The sequence below is a fragment of the Neobacillus ginsengisoli genome, assembly GCF_030813055.1.
The window spans coordinates 51,273-75,766 of sequence record NZ_JAUSTW010000004.1 but is presented as its reverse complement, the minus strand read 5'-3'; the positions used below and the strand labels follow the sequence as shown (position 1 = coordinate 75,766).

Sequence of the window (24,494 nt, the reverse complement as noted above, 5' to 3'; positions counted from 1 at the left end):
AGTGGAAGAAAAAGTATTGACTGAAGCCCTAATTAATACTATGATATAACCATAATATAATAAACATATACCCATTAGTTACTATTTGGTTGATATGTTGATTAGGATACTACTTTTAATTGGGGGGAGAAAATATGCCATTAATTCGATTTGATTTAATACAGGGCCGAGATGATAAAGCTTTAAAACAATTATTAGATGCTTCCCACCGAGCAGTTGTTAAGGCCTTTGGTGTACCTGAAAGAGATCGTTACCAAATTATAAATCAGCATTCTGTCAATGAATTAATCATTGAAGATACTGGTTTAGGATTTGAGAGGAGCCGGGATTTAGTTATTGTAAGTGTAACAAGTACCCAAAGAAGTGACCAGCAAAAGAAAACCTTTTATAAACTTTTGGTACAAGAGCTAGGAGAAAGTTGTGGAATTTCCCCAAATGATATTATGGTTTCCATTGTTACCAACGGGGCGGCTGACTGGAGCTTTGGGTTCGGTGAAGCACAGTTTTTAACTGGTAAATTGTAATGAGCTTCTGGTATGCAGCATATTATTCTCATATTTAAACAATATGAAAAAACAGTTGACTGAAAGCGTTTTTAGTATTAATATATAATCAAAGATTACCAAAAGATAACCAACAAGTAACAAAGAGTTAAAAAAATTTACCGGTTCACTAGAGTATTAGATTGTTTCGAAGTAAAAATTACTCAAAAACTATAAGAAGTTTTTCTTAAGGAGGAAAAAATATGTCTAACGTATTAACACAGGTAAAGAAACTAAAAAACTACATAAATGGTGAATGGGTTGAAAGTAAAGCGACTCAATTCGAAGATGTATACGATCCTGCTAAAAAAGAAGTCATTGCCCAGGTTCCCCTTTCAACAAAAGAAGAGGTTGATTATGCTGTAGAAATGGCTGCAAAGGCATTTGAAAGCTGGAAAAACGTACCTGTTCAAAAACGTGCAAGAATTTTATTCGATTTCCAACAATTATTACAAAAAAATAAAGAAGAATTAGCTCGAATCATTACGATTGAAAATGGTAAAAATCTTTCCGAAGCATTAGGTGAAGTAGGACGCGGAATTGAAAATGTGGAGTTTGCTGCAGGAGCCCCTACACTCATGATGGGAGATTCTCTTACTACGATTGCAACAGATGTTGAGATCACAAATTATCGCTACCCAATTGGTGTTGTTGGCGGCATTACACCTTTTAACTTCCCAATGATGGTGCCATGCTGGATGTTCCCAATGGCCATTGCAGTAGGTAATACATTCGTTCTTAAACCATCTGAAAGAACACCATTATTAGCTCAAAAATTAGCTGAACTATTAGAAGAAGCTGGTCTTCCAAAAGGTGTATTCAATGTTGTTCATGGTGCACATGATGTTGTAAATGGACTTTTAGACCATCCTAAAGTAAAAGCTATTTCATTTGTTGGTTCACAACCAGTCGGAGAATATGTCTATCAGCGCGGTAGCCAAAACTTAAAACGCGTTCAAGCTTTAACAGGTGCTAAAAACCATTCCATTGTTTTAAATGATGCCGATTTAGAACTTGCCGTTTCAAACGTTATTGCATCAGCCTTTGGTTCAGCCGGTGAACGCTGCATGGCATGCTCAGTTGTAACAGTAGAAGAAGGAATTGCAGATGCATTTCTTGATAAATTAGTAGAAACGGCAAAAGAAGTAAAAATTGGCCACGGCTTGGATGAGGGAGTATTCTTAGGTCCAGTTATCCGCGAACAAAATCAACATCGTACATTGGGATATATCCAAAAAGGGATTGAAGAGGGTGCAAAATTAGTATGTGATGGCCGCGAAAATGCACCAGAAGAAGGATATTTTGTTGGACCAACTATTTTCGATGATGTAACAACCGATATGGCCATCTGGAAAGATGAAATTTTTGCTCCAGTATTATCAATCGTTCGCGTTAAAAATTTAAAAGAAGCTGTTGAAACAGCGAATAAATCAGAATTTGCAAATGGTGCATGCCTATATTCTTCAAACGCTTCCTCCATTCGCTACTTCCGTGAAAATATCGATGCAGGTATGCTCGGAATTAACTTGGGTGTTCCGGCGCCAATGGCATTCTTCCCATTCTCAGGTTGGAAATCCTCTTTCTACGGAACATTACCTGCAAACGGAAAAGACGGCGTTGAATTCTATACACGTAAAAAAGTCGTTACAGCAAATTATAAAGCTCCATCATTTGAATAAGTTTCTATCATTTTGTAAACTTTGGCTATTATCCTGCTAATACCTGCATGGATAATAGCCAATCATGGCATTTTTCATAAATAGGAGGAGACCGACATGAGTAAATTGCTCCGAAAACCAAATCCAAAAGAAACATCACCTGGTGTTATCAATGTCCATGAAGTAACGAGTGAAAATTCCCCATTAGAATATGTTGGATTTAAGGTAGTGGACTTAGCTCCAGGAAGTACATATAAAGAAGAACTAGGTAAAGTAGAATGCTGCATAGTGGCCCTGACAGGAAAAATAACTGTTTCCGATCACGATCAAGTATTTGAAAACATTGGAACAAGAGAAAGCGTATTCGAAAAAAAACCAACAGATAGTGTATATGTTTCGAATGATCGAACGTTTGAAGTGAAGGCTGTCAGTCAAGCCCGGGTCGTTCTTTGCTACTCTCCGTCCTATAAACAATTGCCAACAAAGCTGATTAAAGCGGAAGACAATGGAATTGAGCACAGAGGAAAATATAGCAATCAACGTTTAGTGCACAACATCTTACCTGATTCAGACCCGTCGGCAAATAGTTTGCTAGTTGTAGAAGTATTCACAGAAAGCGGAAACTGGTCAAGCTATCCGCCGCATAAGCATGATCAAGATAACTTGCCGGATGAATCCTTTTTAGAGGAAAGCTACTATCATGAAATGAACCCACGGCAAGGATTTGTATTCCAACGCGTCTATACAGATGACCGTTCCCTTGATGAAACGATGGCGGTTGAGAATGGTGATGTCGTTTTAGTACCGGCCGGATACCATCCAGTTGGAGTTCCTGATGGTTATGAATCCTATTACCTAAATGTAATGGCAGGGCCAAAACGCATTTGGAAATTCCATAACGAACCAACACATGAATGGATATTAAACCGTAAATAAAAGGAGGTTGTGATTAAAAATGAAAGTTCAATTTAATTCAGATAGAGAGTTTGACATTATTGCCATCGGCCGTGCCTGTATCGATTTAAATGCAGTGGAATATAACCGGCCAATGGAAGAAACAATGACATTTAAAAAATACGTAGGCGGTTCGCCGGCAAATATTGCAATTGGAGCATCGAAATTGGGCTTAAAAGCAGGATTTATTGGAAAACTTGCCAATGACCAGCACGGACGTTTTATTGAGCAGTATATGCGCGGTGTTGGAGTTGATACATCGAACATGGTCGTTGATACAGAAGGACATAAGACAGGATTAGCCTTTACAGAAATTAAAAGTCCGGAAGAATGCAGTATTTTAATGTACCGTGATGAAGTAGCAGATCTTTATTTGCAGCCATCCGAGGTAGAAGAGAGTTACATTAAAAAGGGAAAAGTCCTGCTTGTTTCAGGAACAGCCCTGGCAAAAAGCCCTTCCCGTGAAGCAGTATTGAAAGCAATCCATTTTGCGAAGAAAAATGATGTGAAAGTTGTTTTTGAATTGGACTATCGCGGTTATACATGGGCTTCACCTGAAGAAACATCCGTTTATTATTCATTAGTGGCAGAGCAGTCAGATGTTGTCGTCGGTACACGCGATGAATTCGATGTGATGGAAAACGTTGCAGAGGGCAGCAACTCTGAGACTATTAACCATTTGTTTAAATACTCTCCAGAATTAGTTGTGATTAAGCACGGTGTTGAAGGATCCTATGCATATACAAAATCAGGAGCAACCTATAGAGGCAAAGCATATCTAACAAAAGTATTAAAAACGTTTGGCGCAGGAGACTCTTACGCTTCAGCATTTTTATATGCTTTAATCTCAGGCAAGGATATCGAAACTGCTTTAAAATTTGGCAGTGCCTCTGCAGCCATTGTGGTAAGTAAACACAGTTCCTCAGAAGCGATGCCAACCGTATCTGAAATTGAACAATTAATTGCGGTAAGATCTGAAAAAGCTGAACAAACAGTTTGAGGTGAGAATAGCCATGGGAAAAATTAGATTAACAACAGCGCAGGCATTAATTAAATTTTTAAATCAACAATATATCCATGTAGATGGAGAAGAATTTCCATTCGTGGAAGGTATTTTTAATGTCTTTGGACACGGTAATGTTTTGGGAATTGGGCAGGCACTTGAAGAATACTCTGGTCATTTAAAGGTTATTCAAGGAAAAAATGAACAAGGGATGGCGCATGCAGCGATTGCCTATAGCAAGCAAATGTTGCGTCAAAAAATTTATGCGGTTACAACTTCAGTTGGACCAGGTTCAGCCAACTTAGCAGCAGCTGCTGGTACTGCCTTGGCAAATAACATCCCTGTATTGTTTATCCCAGGGGATACCTTTGCAACAAGACAACCTGATCCGGTTTTACAACAAGTTGAACAAGAATATAGCTTGGCTGTTACAACAAATGATGCATTAAAACCAGTTTCAAGATATTGGGATCGAATTACCCGCCCTGAGCAGTTAATGTCAAGTTTGCTTCGTGCCTTTGAAGTGATGACTGACCCGGGAAAAGCTGGTCCGGCAACAATTTGTATTGCACAGGATGTAGAAGGGGAAGCGTTCGATTATGATGAAAAATTCTTTGAAAAACGCATCCACTATATCGATCGGAAAGCTCCGGTAGAGCGTGAACTAAAAGGCGCTGCTGATCTGATCAGAGCAAGCAAAAAACCGGTCATTTTAGTTGGCGGAGGTGCAAAATATTCACAAGCTCGCGATATACTAGTTGAACTCTCTGAAAAGCATAATATTCCATTAGTAGAAACACAAGCAGGTAAAGCAACAGTAGAATCAAATTTTAAAAATAATCTGGGTGGAATGGGGATTACTGGTACATTGGCAGCCAATAAAGCGGCACGACAAGCCGATTTATTTATTGGGATCGGTACAAGATACACAGATTTCGCAACTTCTTCAAAAACTGCCTTTAACTTTGAGCAGACAAAGTTTTTAAACATCAATGTCAGCCGTATGCAAGCGTATAAAATGGATGCCTTCCAGGTTGTAGCCGATGCAAAAACAACATTGGAGCAATTGGCCCCATTATTAGAAGGATATGAAAGTGATTTTGGCAATGAAATTGCTCAATTAAAAGAAGAATGGACCGCAGAACGCAACCGTTTGAGTCAAGTAACCTTCAACAGTGAAAATTTCGTTCCGGAAGTGAAAAATCATTTTTCTCAAGAAGTATTGAATGAATATGCTGATGCCCTTAACACAGAGCTTCCTCAAACAACAGCATTGCTGGCTGTGAATGATACGATTTCGCCTGACAGCGTCATCATCACTGCAGCCGGATCTCTTCCAGGAGATGTACAGCGTATATGGAATACAGCTGAACCTAATACTTACAATGTTGAGTACGGCTACTCTTGCATGGGGTATGAAGTATCTGGTGCACTAGGGGTAAAATTAGCGGAGCCAACAAAAGAAGTTTACTCCCTTGTAGGTGATGGCAGCTTCTTAATGCTGCATTCTGAATTTATTACGTCCATTCAATATGGACAAAAAATCAATATTGTCCTCTTTGATAATTCAGGATTTGGCTGTATCAATAACTTACAAATGGATCATGGCGGCGGCAGTTATTTCTGCGAATTCAGGACCCATGATAATAAAATTTTAACTATCGATTATGCAAAAGTGGCCGAAGGATATGGTGCCAAGACCTACCGGGTAAATACAGTAGAAGGGTTGAAAGCGGCGCTGGAAGATGCCAAAAAGCAGAAAGTATCTACACTGATCGATATTAAAGTTCTGCCAAAAACCATGACGGACGGCTATGAGAGCTGGTGGAATGTCGGTGTTGCAGAGGTTTCAAATAAAGAAAGTATCCAAAGAGCAGCCGAATTTAGAAAACAAAAATTAGAAACAGCCAAACAATACTAATAAAAAGGACTTGGCATCTACCAAAAAAGATCATTGAGGTTGGATCAGAATCCGATTGATTATGGTCCAACCTCATTCAAGCTTATATTGGTATTTTTAAAAGAGAGGTGGGATGGAAATGATAACAACAAGAAGATTAGTGACAATGAAAGAAATGCTTAGGAAAGCAAAAGAAGAAAAATATGCCGTTGGGCAATTTAATATTAACAGCTTCCAATGGGCAGAAGCTATTTTAGAAGCAGCTGAAGAGGAGCAAGCTCCTGTCATTCTAGCTTCTTCAGATAGGCTTGTAGATTATTTGGGCGGATTTAGAACTATTTCTACAGTAATTAATAGTCTTGTAGAGGAAATGAATATTACAGTACCGGTTGCTTTACATTTAGATCACGGAAGCAGTGTGGAAAGATGTAAAGAAGCAGTTGATGCCGGGTATACTTCTGTTATGATCGATGGATCGCACCATCCAATTGAGGAAAACATTGCCATGACAAAGCAAGTTGTTGACTATGCACGTCTTCACGGTGTTTCAGTTGAAGCCGAAGTTGGAACCGTTGGCGGGAATGAAGATGGTCTTATCGGTGGAATTAACTATGCTGATCCAGAGGAATGCTTACAAATTGTTAAAGAAACAGGCATTGATGCATTGGCGGCGGCTCTTGGTTCTGTTCATGGTCCCTATCAAGGAGAACCAAAATTAGGTTTCGCGGAAATGAAAGAGATTTCAGAGTTGACCAATATACCACTGGTATTACATGGTGGCTCAGGCATCCCTTTACACCAAATCCATAAAGCAATCGAACTGGGCCATGCCAAAATTAATGTGAATACAGAATGTTTGCAAGCATGGTCAAAGGCAATTCGTGAGGTACTGGAAAAAGACAGTAAAGTTTACGACCCACGGACAATTCTCACACCAGGTAAAGAAGCAGTAAAACAAACAGTAAAAGTCAAAATAAAAGAATTTAAATCTAACAAGAAAGCATAGTCTTCATGGGGACGGTTCTTCTGCTCGCTTTCTATAAATAGAAGCGTTAGAACCGTCCCCATGTTATTTTATACTCTGGTTTTTCTTAATGGCTTTGTTAAAGGTCATTGTTGATTTTGTAACCATGTTGATTGGAGCGGAAGGCGCGAGACTCCTGCGGGAGTACGGAACAGGGGAGACCCCACAGGCCGCTTCAGCGCCGAGGAGGCTCCCCGAACCGCCCGCGGAAAGCGAAGCGCCTGGAGCGGAAATCGACAGGCAAGTTTAACACAGCCTTCTTAATTTAAAGTATGGAGGTGGCATGTTGAGAGCTAGAAATAAATATCTTTTCATGGTTGTATCCTTCCTATTGTGGTTTCCGCAATTTCTATATGTTCCTATTTTTTCTCCTTATATGGAATCGTTGGGTGGAAAATATACCTTTATTGGGATTGTATTAAGCAGCTATGGCCTTATGCAGCTTATATGCAGGCTGCCGATCGGGATTTTTTCCGACCTTAGGAGAGTAAGGAAGCCATTTATTATTTTTGGTATGTTCGTGAGTATGCTAAGTTGTCTGATCTTTTTATTTACAGATAACCTAGGGTGGATTCTGGCAGCCCGTGCACTTGCAGGGCTTTCGGCGGCAACGTGGGTTGCATTTACGGTCTTATATCCCAGTTATTTTACTGAAAAGGAAGTTCACCTTGCAATGGGGAGCATTTCCTTTATTGTTGTCTTAGCACAATTTATAGGGATGAGCTTCAGTGGTTATATCGTAAGTGAATGGGGATGGAAAGCTCCATTTTTGATAGGCGGATTATTTAGTATTATCGGCGTAATTCTTTCTTTCTTTATTTTTGAACCAAAAGAAGGAATTGAGAGGGAGCCCATCAAGTTAAAGGATCTAGCGATTGTAGTGAAAGAATCTACATTGTTAAAAGTGGCCCTTTTATCGATTATAGCACATAGTATTATCTTTTCGACTATGTTTGGATTTACATCCAACTATGCCTTAAAAATTGGCTTTAAGGAAAGTGAACTTACGTGGCTTGTGTTTTCCTTTATGATTCCACACGCAATTGCGACTCTTTTTATGGGAAGAGTGCTTGTTCCGCACCTTGGTGAATGGAATGCATTGAAAATCGCTTTTTTCCTTGCTTCCCTTTTTACAATTGTCTTCCCTTTTGTTCATACAAAAGGTTTTTTCTTGGTCTTTCAAGGATTTAGCGGTTTTTCATTAGGGTTGATTTTCCCTCTGCTGTTAGGGATGTCGATTGAAAAAATTGCACCAGAAAAAAGAGCTACTGCGATGGGGACATACCAGGCACTTTATGCTATCGGCATCTTTGCCGGTCCATTTTTTGCAGGAATATTCAATTCAATGATGGGAATTGCTGCCGGATTTTATTTTGTAGGTATACTGGGATTAGTGGCTACATTCCTTATTATCATTTGGAGCAGAGGTCATGGGGAATCTGCAGCAATTTGTGTCGAACAATCTGTTGAAAAAAGTAAGGCTGGCGTCTAGAATGTAGTTGAACCATTAAACAAATGTACAAGTCAAGACGGAATAAGAAGAGATCAATAGACTATAAAAATTTAATAATTAAGATAAATTGGATAGTCCAAAAGGCTATCCAGTTTTAATTAAAGTTTCATATAAAACGTTTACATCACTTTGAATAGGAGTGCTTTTGTTGGATTTAAATAAATATTTATCTGGAAAAACTTCTTTGAATGATTATGTTCATCGTTTAAACCAAAATGGCGCCTCTTTTCAAATTCATTATTGGGGGGTCATGCCAAAACATTATGATAATCAATTACACAAGCATTCTTTTTTTGAAGTATGTTATGTCGTTGAGGGGGAAGGAACTTATATTGATGATCATTGTACTTATTCGCTTCAAGAGAATACGCTTTTTTTATCCAGACCAGAAGTGTTGCACCAAATAAAAAGCGAAAAGGGGCTGTCTCTATTATACGTTGCATTTGAACTAATCGAATCAGAGTCGAGTGAGAGCTGGATCAGAATCATGGAGACAGCAAAACTATGCACCGAAATAATTTTACACGATCAATATGAAATGGAAACAGCATTATTGTGGAAGTCGCTTCTTATCCAAGCAACAAAGCGCAATAATGAGTTTTTTGAAGAAATGCTTTCAACGATTGCATCTTCCCTCATCATTTCAATACTGCAAGATTTTATTCCTGCTTTGAATAAAAGTAATCATAAGCATGATCCCGAACAGTTTTCTGTACTTCTTATTCAAGCGCAATTATTTATTCATGACAATTTATCAAATTCCTTGAAACTAACAGAAGTCGCAAAACATTTGCACATATCCGGCAGACATTTGTCGCGAATTTTTGTAGCAGAATTAGGAGTAAGTTTCTCAAAATATGTTCAAGACGAACGGATAAAAAAGGCGATTATATTACTCAAAAAAACGAATTTATCGTTAAAAGAAATTGCTGAGGAAACGGGTTTTATGAATGTTCAATATTTTACACGTGTTTTTACTTCGATGATGCGAACTTCACCTGGGCGGTTTCGCTCACTATTTGTTGACAAAAATACAACTACATATTCGGAAATCTGACCCCCCACTTTTTTATGTGGGGGTGTTTTTTTGAGTTTCCCTTTAAGAAGATGTCCTTAAAGTATAAAAACGTGTCTCCAAAATTTAATTACTATTCTGAAAATGTTTTATATAATTAGCTATGTAAACAAGGTTATTCCAATAATAAGAAGGTGATTCATTACAAATAAAATTGAAAGCGAATTCTTAAAGACAAATTAATTTGTAAGATGTCTTTAAATGTAAAAACAACAAAATCTTTTATGCTATAAAGAGATAGGATTTACACAAATATGTAACTACCTAGACAAGGAGGAAAAAATTTTATGAAATTATCATATGTAACAGATAGTTTAGGCCATTTGCCGTTTGAAAAAATGTTGGATACTGTTGCTGAAATGGGTATTGATACAATTGAGATGACAACAGGTGGATGGTCACCGGCTCCACATTTGCGTTTGAATGAGTTGTTAGAAAGTGAAGCAAAAAGAAGTAATTTTTTAGGTGAATTAGAAAAGCGAAATATAAAGCTTTGTGCACTGAACTGTTCTGGAAATCCTTTAGATCCAGGTGAACTTGGCAAAGAACATAGAGAAGTAACAGAAAAGACAATGGAATTAGCTGGATTACTTGGTGTCAAGAAGGTCATTATGATGAGTGGTCTACCAGCAGGAAGCCCAGAAGATAAAATTCCTAACTGGATTACATATACAGTAAGCTGGCCTCCTATATTAAAGGATATTTTGGATTATCAATGGAATGAGGTAGCCATTCCGTATTGGAAAGAGTTAGTTAAAAAGGCTGAATCATGCGGGGTAGAAAAAATTGCCCTTGAAAATTTCAGTTCTATGTTAGTTTATAATCCGGAAACATTATTTAGATTACGGAATGCAGTTGGACCGATGGTTGGTTTGAATTTAGACCCAAGCCATTTAATCTGGATGGGTGCTGATCCAATTTTGTCAGCCAGAGAACTGGGAGCAGCGATTCACCATGTTCATGGTAAAGATGTCAGAATTGAAAGACATTTATCAGCTGTTAATGGCGTATTGGAAACAAAAGTGGTTACTGATACGGCAAATAGAGCTTGGAATTATGTAGCAGTAGGATGCGGCCAAGATTTGCAATGGTGGAAGGAATTCTTCTCCGTCATCAGAATGATGGGATATAACGGTGAAGTTTCTCTCGAAATGGAAGATCTTACAATGTCAGTTGAGGCAGGAATAAGAACGTCAATAGATGCATTAAAACAAACTCTTAGCTTTTAAGATTAACAGAAAAACTTTATTTAAAAAAGATTGAATTTTTAAAATCCAGATTTTTTACTAGATAGATTCCAAATAAAAATGATTCAACAGAGAGGAGTTTTTACAATGTTAAATGGAGAGAAAAAAATTGCAAGACCACTTCGTTGGGCTATGGTTGGAGGAGGCCGACTTGGTCAGGTTGGTTACAAACACCGTATTGGTGCACTAAGAGATAACACAGCTTATCAATTGGTAGCAGGTGCATTTGATATCGATTCCGAAAGAGGTAAGGATTTTGGTATAAATTTAGGGGTAGATGAAAACCGCTTGTATCCTAATTATAAAACAATGTTTGCAGAAGAAGCAAAGAGGGAGGATGGAATTGAGGTTATATCCATTGCAACTCCTAACGGAACCCACTATGAAATTTGTAAGGCAGCATTAGAAGCCGGTTTGCATGTTATTTGTGAAAAACCTTTGTTTTTTACCTCTGAGGAAGGTGAAGAGATTAAGGCCCTTGCAGAGAAAAAAGGAAAAATTGTAGGTGTTACTTATGGTTTCTCTGGAAATCAGATGCTGCTGCAAATGCGGGCAATGATTGAACAAGGCAAAATTGGTGAAATACGTGTGGTTGATTTGCAGTACACACATGGTTTTAGTGCCACAGAACAAGGTGATAAAACAAATGCTGCACAAAAATGGCGTGTCGATCCTAAGGTTGCCGGGCCAAGTTTTGTTTTGGGAGATCTTTCAACTCATACGTATTATATGTCCGAGTTGATTATGCCAAAAATGAAAATTAATAGATTATTATGTGACCGACAAAGTTTTGTTGGATCCCGCGCTCCTTTAGAGGATAATGCTTTTGTTTTTATGCAATATGAAAACGGAGCGGTAGGAAGACTTTGGACATCTTCCATCAATGCAGGTTGTATGGACGGCCATAGAATTCGCATAGTAGGATCTAAAGCAAGTTTAGAATGGTGGGATAGCAAACCAAATGAACTTAAGTTTGAAGTTCAGGGAGAACCTATCCAAACTCTAATACGTGCAATGCCTTACTTAGACGAATCCTGTAATGCTGATGAGCGTTTAGGAGCACTGCATCAAGAAGGGTTGTCGGAATCTTGGGCTAACATTTATCTTAAATTTGCCATTGCTATTGATGCCAAAAATCGCGGTGATGAGGAAACATTAAAAAATCTGGTTTACCCTGATATTAATGCTGGAATTGAAGGTATTCGCTGGATTGAAAATTGTGTTCGTTCTGCAGACAACGGAGCGGTTTGGGTAGAGTATGAAAACAAAAAAACAGTGTTGGTTTAATAGTTAGAGATTCCAAAAACCACTCCGTTAAATAGAAGAGATAGAAAGATTAACATATAAAACCGTGGGGACAGTTATTGAGACTGTTCCACGGTTTCAAATAAAATACCTTGAATAGGCCGTTACATCGGGAGTCTTTCCTTGTGTTGTGTCAATATATCAATAATTAAAAATTTCAAGTAATCTACAAAAAGTAACAATGAAAGATCATTATCCCCAAAAAACCACAACATTGCTTTTCAAAATTACAGCACCACGATAGGTAATACTAATTGGATGGATTACAAATTTGAAAATCAAATAAAATGAAAGCGTTTTAAATTAATCCTAAATGAGCAAGAATCTTCTCAGATGATTTTTATCGGAGTCCAATATTTCAACCTGACCTAATCAAGGAATCTGGAGAAGCAAGTTGTAAAAAACAATTAAACAAAGGGGGAATTTAACATGCAAAATCTCAAAGTTTCTGAAAATCCAGTTCAACTGGAACATGTCAAGAAAAAGAACCCAAAAAAGGCTTTGAAATTAATTACTACTGTATCAACATTTGGTGGGCTATTATTTGGATATGATACTGGAGTTATTAATGGAGCACTTCCATTTATGGCTAAGCCCGACCAATTAAATCTTAACGCTCTTACAGAAGGTTTAGTAGCAAGTTCTTTAATCTTAGGTGCTGCTATTGGTTCATTATTGGGAGGCCGGTTATCTGATAAAAAAGGGCGTAGAAGTCTAATCATGTATCTAGCTATTTTATTTTTATTTTCAACAATAGGCTGCGTTATTGCACCAAATGCATCAATCATGATTATTTTCCGTTTCTTTCTAGGTCTTGCAGTCGGCGGTTCTTCGGTAATAATCCCATCCTATCTTGCAGAAATGTCTCCTTCGGACCAGCGAGGCATGATGGTTTCTCGAAATGAATTGATGATTGTTACTGGGCAGTTTCTAGCTTATATATGTAATGCAGTTATTGGAAATACCTTGGGTGATACAGGACATGTTTGGCGTTACATGTTAGTTGTTGCGACATTACCAGCTGTGGCTTTGTGGATTGGGGTGGTTGTTTTACCTGAAAGTCCTCGATGGTTAGCGTCAAAAGGAAGAATAGCTGAAGCACTAAAAGTACTTCAAATGATTCGTAATGAGAGTGTAGCACAACAAGAATTAAATGAAATAAAAGCACATATTCAAGCAGAGCATAAAATAGAAAAAGTATCACTAAAAGATTTAAGGGTACCCTGGGTCCAACGTATTATAGTAATAGGGGTTGTAATTGGGGGAGTATCCCAGTTAGTTGGTATAAACTCTATAATGTATTATGGAACACAAATTCTTGAAAATGCTGGCTTTGGAACAAAAACAGCTTTGATTGCAAATGTAGCCAATGGATTAATCGCCGTTATTGCTGTTATGGTTGGTATGACCCTCACAAACAAAGTGAATAGACGGACAATGTTACTTACAGGTTTATCTGGTGTTACAGTTGTTCTTATTGCGATAGGAATTTCTACTTTTGTGCTTACTGGTTCACCGGCCTTACCATTTGTAGTATTATCATTGACTGTACTATATTTAGCCTTCTTTCAAGGGGCTATTGGTCCTTTAGGCTGGCTCATTATAGCTGAAATTTTCCCTGCTCGTTTACGTGGTGTTGGTATGGGAATTGCTACATTATTCTTATGGCTTTGCAATTTTATAGTAGGACTATTATTCCCTACTCTTTTAAGTACACTTGGACTTTCTGGAACATTTTTCTTATTTGCAGTGTTTGGGTTCATTGGGATAGCATTTGTAGCGAAAAACTTACCAGAGACAAGAGGTCTATCATTAGAACAAATAGAGGATAACTTTAAAATGAGGGCAATAAATTAGTAAGATTTATTATAAGGTTGCATAGTAGCCCTAAAAGTAGATAATATATAAGGTAAATCACACTGGATACAAAGTTAATAGCTTTGTATCCATTTTGTTTTACAAATTAGTTTCAAATAGTAACAAGTTTTTAAGAAAAGAGCCGAAATAAAAAACAAACCCATTCTCATTTTATTTTCGAGAATAGGTTGGAGATTTAAATTGATATTTAATAAAGTTATACAATTAACATCCATCCTAACCTGCAAATGATTTAGTACAGTGTTTTGTCACCTTTTTATAAATGGGTGTACAATTTAGCAAGTTTAGATCCATATTGATCCATGGAGTCTGTTAGTTCCAATCTCATTGTTGAAATTAATTTAATGAATTTTTTCATTTTCGTTGCCTCCTATCAAATAATTATAAATTAATTGTAATATGTTGAGTAATTATTGACAAAGTGCTTGAAAACGGAAACAATTGCTATGTAAGCGTAAAAAATGTGGTTATACCTCTATATTTCTCTTTTAATCTTTATTTTTCTGGGTATTTCATTTTGATAATCCTTCGTAAACTTGAATCAAGGGACATAAAAAAACCAATATCATCCTCGAAAACGCCCTAATTAATAATCAATAGTTATCCAATATCCTAATTATAAAAATACTCAAATTGTTGCCAAAAATTAGATAATTACCTTTTGAATCAGTCTAAAATATACTATATTTAATCATGTTAAATTAAAGTTTACAATTTTCAGAGGTGAGAAAATGAATTTCTATATTCCAAAGGTAGAACCAGGCATCAAGTCAAAAAAGGGATTATATTTTTATGAACCTTCCGCTTTAACGAAAGAATTATATTTTTATTTACTATGGGGCGGTGAATATATTGTAGATGTTCCCTACAGCATCAAACGTGATTACATGAATTCCTTTATCATTTTTTTTATTAAAAAAGGTTCAATGCATTTCCACTATCTAGACAAAACATTTGTTGCCTCAAAAAATGATATTGTTCTTTTGGATTGCAAAGAAAAGAATAACTATTATGTAACGGAAGAAACAACCTTCCAATTTTTTCACTTTTCAGGAAAGCACACGCAGGGTATGTATAACGAATTATACAAAAGAAAAGGATGTATTTTTAGACTGCCCGCTGAAAAAAATAATATCCCGAATATTTTATCGCTTATAGCGTCAAACCAGGAAATAGACTTTAAAATATCTTTACAAATTTATGAACTGTTGGGAAATTTATTAGAAAGCACCCGTAGTACTTTTGAAAGCAGAGATGCAAACGTTGCAAAAGCGCCAACGGAAATTCAAGCAGTACTGACTTATATAAGTGAAAACTTCTCATCTAAAATAACCGTCAAGCAGTTGAGTGAAATATCTAATTTAAGTACTTATCATTTTTGTCGTACGTTTAAAAAATATATAGGAACCAGTCCACACCAATATGTATTAAATTACAGATTGATCCAGGCTAAGAATCTATTGGTGGAAACCAATCTTTCAATCGAGGAAATAAGTATTGATTGCGGATTTTATGGTGTAGGCCATTTTATTAAAGTGTTCTCTCAATCTACTGACGGCATAACTCCTGGAAAGTTTAGAAAACTTTGTTTTTAATTATGTGCTTTTAGAGATATCCCTTTTGGGACTACTAACTCTTTGTTAGATTTTGGTGCTCTTCTGAAAAGTTTAGCAAGAAATAATCATTTGATAGCAATTTTTTATAGTACTTCGATTGTACATAATCTATAAAATAGGAACTAATCAAGGGGGTTTATTACACCTTGTAAGCATTTTCGAACTTCACTTATGTCTGCAGACGATAATTGGAGGATGTTCCACAATGAAATTTGATGGAATGGTAACAAATTCTGTATTCGCTTATCCTGATGAACTAGAATGGTCAAATTTTTGATTTGGAAGAGGGCTCAACAATGGGAAATAAAAAAATTTCATGGGGAATCGCTCCAATTGGCTGGCGAAATGATGACATTCCAGAAATTGGTGCAGAAAATACAATATCACATTTATTAAGTGATATTGTAGTAGCAGGCTTTGTAGGAACAGAAGTTGGGGGCTTTTTTCCAGAGCCTAAAGTGCTAAATAAAGAACTCCAGCTTCGAAATTTAAAAATTGCAGGACAATGGTTCAGCGGTTTTATCATTCGAGATGGTGTGGAAGAAGTCTCTAAAGCTTTCCTTAAACATTGTGAGTATTTAAAAGAGGTTAATGCAGCTGTTGCGGTTGTATCAGAACAAACTTACAGTATTCAAGGAACAGAGAAAAATGTCTTCAAGGAAAAACCTTTTTTCACGGATGAAGAATGGAATCTACTATGTCAAGGCTTAAATGAATTAGGAAAAATTGCAGAACAATATAATTTGAAATTAGTTTACCACCATCATATGGGAACTGGTATTCAAACATTAGCCGAAGTTGACAGACTAATGGAAAATACCGATCCTAAGCACGTACATCTGCTTTATGATACAGGTCACATCTATGTTTCCGATTCGGACTATATGACTCTATTAAATAAGCATTTGAATCGCATCAAACATATTCATTTTAAAGATGTCCGCCAAGAAGTAAGAGAACAAGGTGAAAAAGAAGGAAAATCATTTTTACAGTCCTTTTTAGCAGGAATGTTTACTGTCCCTGGTGACGGTTGCATTGATTTTACAGAAGTATTCAAGAGGCTTCTGGAAACGAATTATTCAGGCTGGATTGTCATTGAAGCAGAACAGGACCCCTCAGTTGCACATCCGTTAGAGTATGCTTTAAAAGCCCGTAAATATATTAATGAAGAATTAATTCCATTAGAAAATGGTTCATTGATTAAAGGTTAATAAAAAAAACGAACCCTGGGGAGGGAGCACATGAGTAATCAGGCGATTGAAAAACCACGTGATTACAAAAAGGCTTTAAAAAGGATTACAGTTATATCCACTTTCGGAGGACTTCTCTTCGGATATGACACAGGTGTTATCAACGGAGCATTGCCATTTATGGCTAAACCGGACCAGCTAAATTTAACCCCGGCTACTGAAGGTCTCGTTACAAGTTCACTACTATTCGGAGCGGCACTTGGATCCGTATTTGGTGGGCGTTTATCAGATCGGTTTGGCCGCCGCAAAATGATTCTTAATCTCGCATTACTATTCTTTATAGCAGCAATAGGATGTACGCTTTCACCGACTGCTGGTGTGATGATTGTCTTCCGTTTCTTGTTGGGTCTCGCGGTAGGTGCTGCATCCGTAATGGTACCAGCCTTTTTAGCCGAAATGTCTCCGGTAGAGCTGCGGGGAAGGATGGTAACCCAGAATGAATTAATGATTGTTTCCGGTCAGCTATTAGCGTTTGTATTTAATGCGATACTTGGAAATACGATTGGTGAAGGAGCTTCACATGTTTGGCGTTACATGTTAATGATTGCATCACTTCCAGCTGTGGTCTTATGGTTTGGAATGATGGCGGTTCCAGAGAGTCCACGTTGGCTTGCATCGAAAGGAAGACTGGGGGATGCTCTTCGTGTCCTTAATGAAATACGTGAAGCAAATCGTGCGGAATCAGAACTTAAAGTGATTCGGGATAATATCGACCAAGACTCAGAGATTCAACAGGCAACCTTTGGGGACTTAAACGTTCCGTGGGTACGCCGCATTATAGCGCTTGGGATTGGCATCGCGATTGTGCAGCAAATCACCGGTGTTAACTCAATTATGTATTATGGCACTCAAATTCTTCAGAAATCCGGCTTTTCAACAAACGCGGCACTTATCGGTAATATTGCGAATGGAGCCATCTCTGTATTAGCAACTTTCGTTGGGATTTGGCTATTAGGAAAAATCGGCCGCCGCCCAATGCTAATCCTTGGATTGGTCGGTACAACTTCAGCACTTGCATTAATTGGACTATTTTCTTTAGTACTTGGAGGATCGTCAGCCCTTCCGTTTGTTGTCCTTACGTTGACTATTACCTTCCTTGCTTTCCAACAAGGGGCTATTTCACCGGTAACCTGGCTGATGCTATCCGAAATTTTCCCGTTAAAACTGCGGGGTCTTGGAATGGGTGTAACGGTATTTTGCTTGTGGATCACAAACTTCCTTATTGGGCTTTCATTCCCTGTATTACTAAGTGCAGTAGGTTTATCAACAACATTCTTTATTTTCGCTGTTTTTGGAATCGCTGCCATTACATTTGTGAATAAATTCTTGCCAGAAACAAAAGGAAAGTCACTTGAGCAGTTAGAAAGCTATTTCCGTAACTATGGACAAGAAAGTGAAAAACAAGCTTCAAATCAATAATTTTATAGAACAATGATTGAATTATGAATTAACTAAAAAATGAAAGCGTTATCTAGGTATTTCGAATAAATAGGTGAACAAAAAGGAGATAGATCATCATGACTTTAAGATTTGGTGTAGTAGGAACAGGTGCAATTGGAAGAGAGCATATTGATAGAATTACCAATAAATTATCAGGTGGAAAAATTGTAGCTGTAACAGACGTTAATCTAGATTCTGCAAAACAAACTGTTGAAAAACATCAATTAGATGCAGTCATTTATCCAGACGATAAAGCACTTATTGCTGATGAGAATGTTGATGCTGTACTTGTTACAAGCTGGGGCCCTGCTCATGAAGCAACTGTAGTAGCTGCTGTTGAGGCTGGTAAATATGTATTTTGTGAAAAACCTTTAGCCACTACTGCTGCCGGCTGTATGAGAATCGTCAATGCAGAAATGAAGCGGGGGAAGAAATTGGTTCAGGTCGGTTTTATGCGCCGTTATGATAGCGGATATGTTCAATTAAAACAAGTGATTGACAACAATGAAATTGGTGAGCCATTAATGATTCGTGCTGCACACCGTAATCCAACAGTCGGAGAAAACTATACAACCGATATGGCTGTAACCGATACATTAATTCACGAAATTGATGTACTTCACTGGTTAGTAAATGATGACTATAAATCAGTTCAAGTTGTTTTTCCTAAGAAAACCAAAAACGCTCATGATAAATTACAAGATCCACAGTTATTTACGATCGAAACAAATAGTGGAATTGTTATGAATGTGGAAGTGTTTGTCAATTGCAAATATGGCTATGACATCCAATGTGAAGTCATTGGTGAAGATGGAATTGTAAAATTACCTGAGTTCCCAAGTGTTGTCATGAGAAAAAACGAAAAACTAAGCACTAGCATTTTAAATGATTGGAAATACCGTTTTATGGATGCATACAATGTTGAAATTCAGGACTTTATTGATTCCATCACCAAAACGGGTGAACCTCAAGGGCCAACAGCATGGGATGGCTATATTGCGGCAGTAACATCTGATTCATGTGTAAAAGCCCAACAAACAGGTGAAAAAGAAGCCATTACACTTCAAGAAAGACCAGCTTTTTATAGTGAAAAAGGACTACAAACTGTGTAATCTTTAAAAGTAATCAGAAGTATTTTCGGTCAAGTATTGGTATAAGTTTAGATAGCAATACTTGACTATTTATTATTAGAAAAGATCAACCTTGATGGAGATGATACCGATGCAATTATGTTTTAACCAAGCAACCACACTAGAAAACTCTAATCTTGTAAAGGATTTGGAATACTGTGAAAAACACGGCTATGATTCAATTGAAATTCGCACAATGGATAAATTGCCTGAGTATTTAAAAGACCACTCTCTTGATGAACTAGTAGAGTATTTTCAAACACATCATATTAAACCGCTGGCATTTAATGCACTAGTGTTTTTCAATAATCGTGATGAAGCCGGATACAAGGAAATTATTAGCGAATTCAAACAGATGATGGAAACAGGGAGCAAACTAGGTGTTAAATATGTTGTGGCGGTTCCATTAGTTACTAAAGAAAAAATTCTTAAACAAGATATTAAAAACAGCTGTGTCGAAGTACTAAAAGAGCTGTCTGATATAGCAAAGCCATATGGGATTAAAATTGCCGTGGAGTTTGTTGGTCATCCAGAATGTACTGTCAATACTTTTGGTCAAGCTTACGATATTGTTGAAACCGTTAATCGCAAGAATGTTGGCTTGGTTCTTGACTGTTTCCACTTCCATGCAATGGGATCAAAAATCGAAGATCTAAAAAAGGCAGATGGATCGAAAATCTTTATTTTACACATTGATGATACCGAAGATTTTCCAATTGGTTTCTTAACAGATGAAGATCGAGTATGGCCTGGAATAGGTGCAATTGATTTAAATGGTATTTTATCAGCATTAAAGGAAATTGGATTCTCTGATGTTGTATCTGTTGAATTGTTCCGCCCTGAATATTATAAATTAGACGCGGAAGAAGCCATTAAGACAGCTAAGGAAACAACGATTAAGGTCATATCAAAGTATTTTCAATTTGATACTGTCACAGTTGGATAAAAAGTTTGTAGGGGTGGCTCTTAAAAAAGTCACTCCTTTTTTTCAGAAACTTGAAAAGAAGAGTGTTTAATTTTAAATAAAGTTAATTGAATGAATGATTTACTTTTAAAAAGACCTTTACATTATAGTAAGGGTCCTTTTTATTCATCCGGATATTTTTAATCCACTTAGCTATTTATGTTCAATAAAAATATCTGGAAATTTATTTGATTTAAAAAGCAATATTATTAAGTGAATGAGCAATATCACTTAATGGAGGGGGAGAAGAATATATCGTTCGCTCTCCTGAAGATGGGGCGAAGATTGCCTCTCAATTTATTGTAGATGATGATGTAATTATAACTTGATTAGAAAAAGAGAAAAGGAGCAGACCATTCAGCCTGCTTTGCAAATCGTATAACTTTATATTTTATAAATAGTCAGGAATACATAGTAATAGCAAAAGTGATGAATTATTCTTATTCTATCCATTAATCCTTAAAAGAAAAATGGAATAAAGGCAAATGAGACAATTGCTCCTAATGCAATGCCCGTCGCAAAGCCGAAACCAAAGCCCCCGCCCCAACCATATCCATAGCCACCATAACTGCGGGGGCCCCCTAACGGTCGAAGGAATACTCTATTTGGAGATACTCTGTGAATAATGCCTCGATGAACTTGTCCATCAAACGTACGAATGTGAACTGCTCTCCCAATGCCCCGTGAACACATATGATAATAATTTGCTGACATTTTATTACACCTCCATGATTGTACCAGTAAAGTTACAGGTCTCTATTATTGTATGTCCATGGTTGGTTACTGGAGTAGTCATCAGCACACGGCGAAAGTGGAAAAGTAAAAAGAAATAACTATAATCTGCTTGATTGTAAGATGTATCATTCATTCGGTTTTAAACATAAGATGGAACATCCTATTAAGCTAGAGGAGTGGTTCTGTGAAAATTTCCTATCAAGATGCTTTAGCCTATTACGGTATAGATGGGGCCCATCCAGGTGGAATGTCACTAACGAAAGAGATTTTAGAAAATGAGAAAATTAACCCCAAGATGATCATTCTTGATGCGGGATGTGGTACTGGGGAAACCTCGTCGTATTTGGCTAAAACGTTTCGTTGTAAGGTTAATTCAATTGATATCCATGAAGAAATGGTGAAGAAAGCCTCGGAAAAATTTTTGAACGAGAGAATTTCTGCTAAGGCAATGAAAGGAAGTATTGAGAATATTCCATTTCCAGACAATACCTTCGACTACATCATAGCAGAATCATCAACTGTTTTTGGTAATATTTCTAAAGTGATGAGTGAGTATTTCCGGGTGTTAAAGCATGGTGGGGTATTGTTGAATATTGATATGACGTCAGAACAAATGTTGTCCAGAAAAGAAAAGGCAGAGCTGATGAAATTTTATCAAATAAATGAAATTTTAACTGAGGAAGAATGGCTCATGTCCATTCAAAAGTCCGGATTCAAAAGATGCCAAATCGTAAAATCGGCGTCTATTTTTGATGCATTAGAAGAATATAACTTTGATGACAATGAAATAAACAAAGGTGAAATACCATTCGAAGATGTAAACCCAGAGGTAGATAAAGTTATACAAACCCATCAAAGGTTATTAGTCTCTTATGGGGAGAAATTAGGGTATCGAGTTTTTAGAGCGGTAAAGATTTAAAGGTGACTGTCACTACCCACTACCAGAGTATTTTAGAGATTTTTTAAGAATGAAAGGAGAGGCATCATAAAAAGTATTTGACCACCTACGGTGCCTAACTTTTTTCATAAACGGTCTTGTCTTAATGGTGGAAAACTAAATCCGCAAGGGCAATGGGGGATCTAACGTGTAGATCCCCCAAATTCTAATAAAGTTACCTGACCTTTGATTCATTTGCAACACCTTATTTCATATTTGCTGCATTCTCTGATGGAACCGTTGATGATTTTCCAATTGTAACCATTGATGATTTCCCAACTGTGACACTTGGTAACATCAACGTGATTAAAAATCCAGCCAGTAAGAACACCACTAAGATATAAATTCCAGCACTGCTGTTACCCGTTGTGGTAATAAACCAACCAACAATGTAGGGGCCTAAGAATCCTCCAAGGTTACCTAGACCACCAATAATGCCCCGTGAAGCCCCGCATACCTCACCCGTGAACAACAATGGAGGAATTGTCCAAAATACACTAGATGCACTTTGGAGAAACACACCACACCCCGTCAAAAACGCGAAGGATAACCAAATATTACTCTTCATTGCAGTTGCTAGCATAAAACAAATAGCAAACCCAATGAGCGGAATGGAAACGTAGAGTTTTCGGTTCCCGCTTTTATCAGACAGGTTTCCGAATACAAATAGACCAATAATTGTTCCGATATAAGGTATAGTCGACAACCAACCTACTCCAGCAATACCTGAATGAGTAAGTTCCTTAAGCAATGTTGGAAGCCACATGGAAAATCCATAAATACCAACCTGATAACAGAAATAAATACCGATTAGTTTCCATATATTTGCAATCGAGAAAATTTGCCCTAGAGTAATGTTTTGCTTTTCTTGTTTGGCTGTTAGAGCTCTTTCTGATGAAATTGTATTAACAATATAATCTCTTTCCTCTTTCGAAAGCCATTTAGCATCTTGAGGAGTTTCACTCATAAATGGTATCCAAACAGCTAGAAGAGCCAAAGTAAGTAATCCTTCAACGATAAAGGCATATCTCCAATTGGAAACAGAAATAATCCAGCCGGAAAGCGGCCCTGTAATAATGGAAGCGACTGCAATATTCATAATAAAGTAGGCATTTGCACGTCCCAGCTCTTTGCTTGGAAACCAGTTAGCAAGGATCCCCAAGATACAGGGCCAAACGCCACCTTCGGCAACCCCTAACAAAAACCGTACCAAAAGCAATTGCCACGTGTTTTGAACAAAACCGTTTAAAACTGCGATTAGCCCCCATGCAAGGATACTGATAGTGATGAAATTTTTACCATAACCCCTTTCAGCCATTTTTCCACCAGGAATCTGGAGAAATAGATACCCAAAAAAGAAAATTCCAGCAGCAATACCAGAAACAGTCGCGGATATCCCTAAGGCCTTGTCCATGCCACCTGCCGTAGCGAAACCAATATTTGTGCGATCCATAAAAGCTACAATGTAAATAATGATGCATGGGGGAATGATGTGAAGCCAGCGTCCATTTGGAATTGATTTCGATAGGTTTGTCATCAATTTAACCTCCTGTAAAATAGATATATTTTTGTGTTCAAATTCAATGATAGGCACTTAAATCTGCACCACTCGATATACTTGGTAAGACTTATGAATTATAAAGCGGTTTCATCATTCCGACACGATGGGCACTTTTCTAATCATCTCCCTTCCCTGAACCTTTTGAGTTTATGTAGTAAAAGATGTATTGTTTTGTGGTGTCGTCTTAGGGTAGATAAACGTCACAAATCATTTTTTGAATCTACATACAATCTTCTTCTCCATACTCACATTGACAATGTGATGGAATGCAAAAGCTAGTAACAATCCAACATTGTTGATAAATTGTAATGTCATAAAGGTACCACCAGGCTAGGACTATAAAACTATTTTTGGATGCGCTTTCATTTAATTTCTAAATGAAAATGGTATTAAATCACTTAGTATTGGGGTATTTTTTAAAGTTTCCGCTAATGTTGTTGAAAGGATATATGTTTGAAGACCCAATCTTTCGGTCTAACAAAAACTGTTTTAATTGAAGTAAAAAATATAATAATCATTCAGAGTCTAATTCTGATACCTAATCCTATTAACTATGCCAATTTATAAAGAAGACTTTTGCTTGGTTTGGATTTTGTTCCATAATATAAAACTAATTTTTGTATTATAGACATGAGAATGGTTATGATATACTGAATAGGGAACACATTTCCTCCTTTCTATAATCTCAAAACCCAATTTGTTCTATATTATAAAACTGCGTTCTGTAATATAGTCAAAAAATTAAGACCGAAACTTTTTATT

At 37.1% G+C, this 24,494-nt stretch carries 19 protein-coding genes; 17 read left to right on the top strand and 2 right to left on the bottom strand.

Annotation, left to right across the window (positions count from 1 at the left end; genetic code table 11):
• The first annotated feature begins 134 nt into the window (after nucleotides 1-134).
• The 16 genes from J2S10_RS12775 to iolI all read left to right on the top strand — a co-directional run bounded on the left by J2S10_RS12775 (nucleotide 135) and on the right by iolI (nucleotide 20,481).
• On the top strand, nucleotides 135-524 hold the full coding sequence (locus J2S10_RS12775) for a tautomerase family protein (protein WP_307408267.1): 390 nt from the start codon (nucleotides 135-137) through the stop codon (nucleotides 522-524).
• Nucleotides 525-745: 221 nt separating this feature from the next.
• Nucleotides 746-2,221: a CoA-acylating methylmalonate-semialdehyde dehydrogenase gene (locus J2S10_RS12770; protein WP_307408265.1), complete on the top strand. Its 1,476-nt coding sequence runs from the start codon at nucleotides 746-748 to the stop codon at nucleotides 2,219-2,221.
• Nucleotides 2,222-2,317: 96 nt separating this feature from the next.
• Entirely contained in the window at nucleotides 2,318-3,136 is an 819-nt protein-coding gene (gene iolB / locus J2S10_RS12765) for a 5-deoxy-glucuronate isomerase (protein WP_307408263.1), read from the top strand.
• 19 nt (nucleotides 3,137-3,155) lie between these two features.
• On the top strand, nucleotides 3,156-4,154 hold the full coding sequence (gene iolC, locus J2S10_RS12760; protein WP_307408261.1) for a 5-dehydro-2-deoxygluconokinase: 999 nt from the start codon (nucleotides 3,156-3,158) through the stop codon (nucleotides 4,152-4,154).
• Between the two features lie 13 nt (nucleotides 4,155-4,167).
• Nucleotides 4,168-6,078 (top strand): 3D-(3,5/4)-trihydroxycyclohexane-1,2-dione acylhydrolase (decyclizing), encoded by a 1,911-nt coding sequence (gene iolD, locus J2S10_RS12755; RefSeq protein WP_307408259.1) that lies wholly within the window; start codon nucleotides 4,168-4,170, stop codon nucleotides 6,076-6,078.
• Between the two features lie 118 nt (nucleotides 6,079-6,196).
• Nucleotides 6,197-7,063 (top strand): class II fructose-1,6-bisphosphate aldolase, encoded by an 867-nt coding sequence (gene fba / locus J2S10_RS12750; RefSeq protein WP_370876196.1) that lies wholly within the window; start codon nucleotides 6,197-6,199, stop codon nucleotides 7,061-7,063.
• Between the two features lie 301 nt (nucleotides 7,064-7,364).
• Nucleotides 7,365-8,573, top strand: a complete 1,209-nt coding sequence (locus J2S10_RS12745) for an MFS transporter (RefSeq protein ID WP_370876195.1) — start codon at nucleotides 7,365-7,367, stop codon at nucleotides 8,571-8,573.
• A gap of 169 nt (nucleotides 8,574-8,742) precedes the next feature.
• The gene (locus J2S10_RS12740) at nucleotides 8,743-9,651 is read left to right on the top strand and encodes an AraC family transcriptional regulator (protein WP_307408254.1); all 909 of its coding nucleotides are present in this window, start codon (nucleotides 8,743-8,745) and stop codon (nucleotides 9,649-9,651) included.
• A 305-nt stretch (nucleotides 9,652-9,956) separates the two neighbouring features.
• Nucleotides 9,957-10,898 (top strand): sugar phosphate isomerase/epimerase family protein, encoded by a 942-nt coding sequence (locus tag J2S10_RS12735; protein ID WP_307408252.1) that lies wholly within the window; start codon nucleotides 9,957-9,959, stop codon nucleotides 10,896-10,898.
• A 105-nt stretch (nucleotides 10,899-11,003) separates the two neighbouring features.
• Entirely contained in the window at nucleotides 11,004-12,203 is a 1,200-nt protein-coding gene (locus J2S10_RS12730; protein WP_307408250.1) for a Gfo/Idh/MocA family protein, read from the top strand.
• 447 nt (nucleotides 12,204-12,650) lie between these two features.
• The gene (locus tag J2S10_RS12725; RefSeq protein WP_307408247.1) at nucleotides 12,651-14,078 is read left to right on the top strand and encodes a sugar porter family MFS transporter; all 1,428 of its coding nucleotides are present in this window, start codon (nucleotides 12,651-12,653) and stop codon (nucleotides 14,076-14,078) included.
• 752 nt (nucleotides 14,079-14,830) lie between these two features.
• Nucleotides 14,831-15,694, top strand: coding sequence for an AraC family transcriptional regulator (locus J2S10_RS12720; RefSeq protein WP_307408245.1), 864 nt, complete (start codon nucleotides 14,831-14,833; stop codon nucleotides 15,692-15,694).
• Between the two features lie 317 nt (nucleotides 15,695-16,011).
• Entirely contained in the window at nucleotides 16,012-16,926 is a 915-nt protein-coding gene (iolE, locus tag J2S10_RS12715) for a myo-inosose-2 dehydratase (RefSeq protein WP_307408243.1), read from the top strand.
• Nucleotides 16,927-16,956: 30 nt separating this feature from the next.
• On the top strand, nucleotides 16,957-18,384 hold the full coding sequence (locus J2S10_RS12710; protein ID WP_307408241.1) for a sugar porter family MFS transporter: 1,428 nt from the start codon (nucleotides 16,957-16,959) through the stop codon (nucleotides 18,382-18,384).
• Between the two features lie 98 nt (nucleotides 18,385-18,482).
• Nucleotides 18,483-19,517: a Gfo/Idh/MocA family protein gene (locus J2S10_RS12705; protein ID WP_307408239.1), complete on the top strand. Its 1,035-nt coding sequence runs from the start codon at nucleotides 18,483-18,485 to the stop codon at nucleotides 19,515-19,517.
• Nucleotides 19,518-19,626: 109 nt separating this feature from the next.
• Nucleotides 19,627-20,481 carry a 2-keto-myo-inositol isomerase gene (gene iolI / locus J2S10_RS12700; protein WP_307408237.1) on the top strand — a complete coding sequence of 285 codons (855 nt, stop codon included), beginning with the start codon at nucleotides 19,627-19,629 and terminating at the stop codon, nucleotides 20,479-20,481.
• Nucleotides 20,482-20,958: 477 nt separating this feature from the next.
• Here iolI and J2S10_RS12695 read toward each other — a convergent pair whose 3' ends face one another.
• Complete coding sequence (locus tag J2S10_RS12695) at nucleotides 20,959-21,213, bottom strand: hypothetical protein (RefSeq protein WP_307408235.1); 255 nt, start codon at nucleotides 21,211-21,213, stop codon at nucleotides 20,959-20,961.
• A gap of 205 nt (nucleotides 21,214-21,418) precedes the next feature.
• Between J2S10_RS12695 and J2S10_RS12690 the strand changes: the two genes are divergently transcribed.
• Nucleotides 21,419-22,153 (top strand): class I SAM-dependent methyltransferase, encoded by a 735-nt coding sequence (locus tag J2S10_RS12690; RefSeq protein WP_307408233.1) that lies wholly within the window; start codon nucleotides 21,419-21,421, stop codon nucleotides 22,151-22,153.
• Between the two features lie 223 nt (nucleotides 22,154-22,376).
• On the opposite strand, the gene J2S10_RS12685 is transcribed toward J2S10_RS12690, so the two are convergent.
• A complete protein-coding gene (locus J2S10_RS12685) occupies nucleotides 22,377-23,708 on the bottom strand; it encodes an MFS transporter (protein WP_307408231.1) in 1,332 nt (443 codons plus the stop codon).
• Between the last annotated feature and the right edge of the window lie 786 nt (nucleotides 23,709-24,494).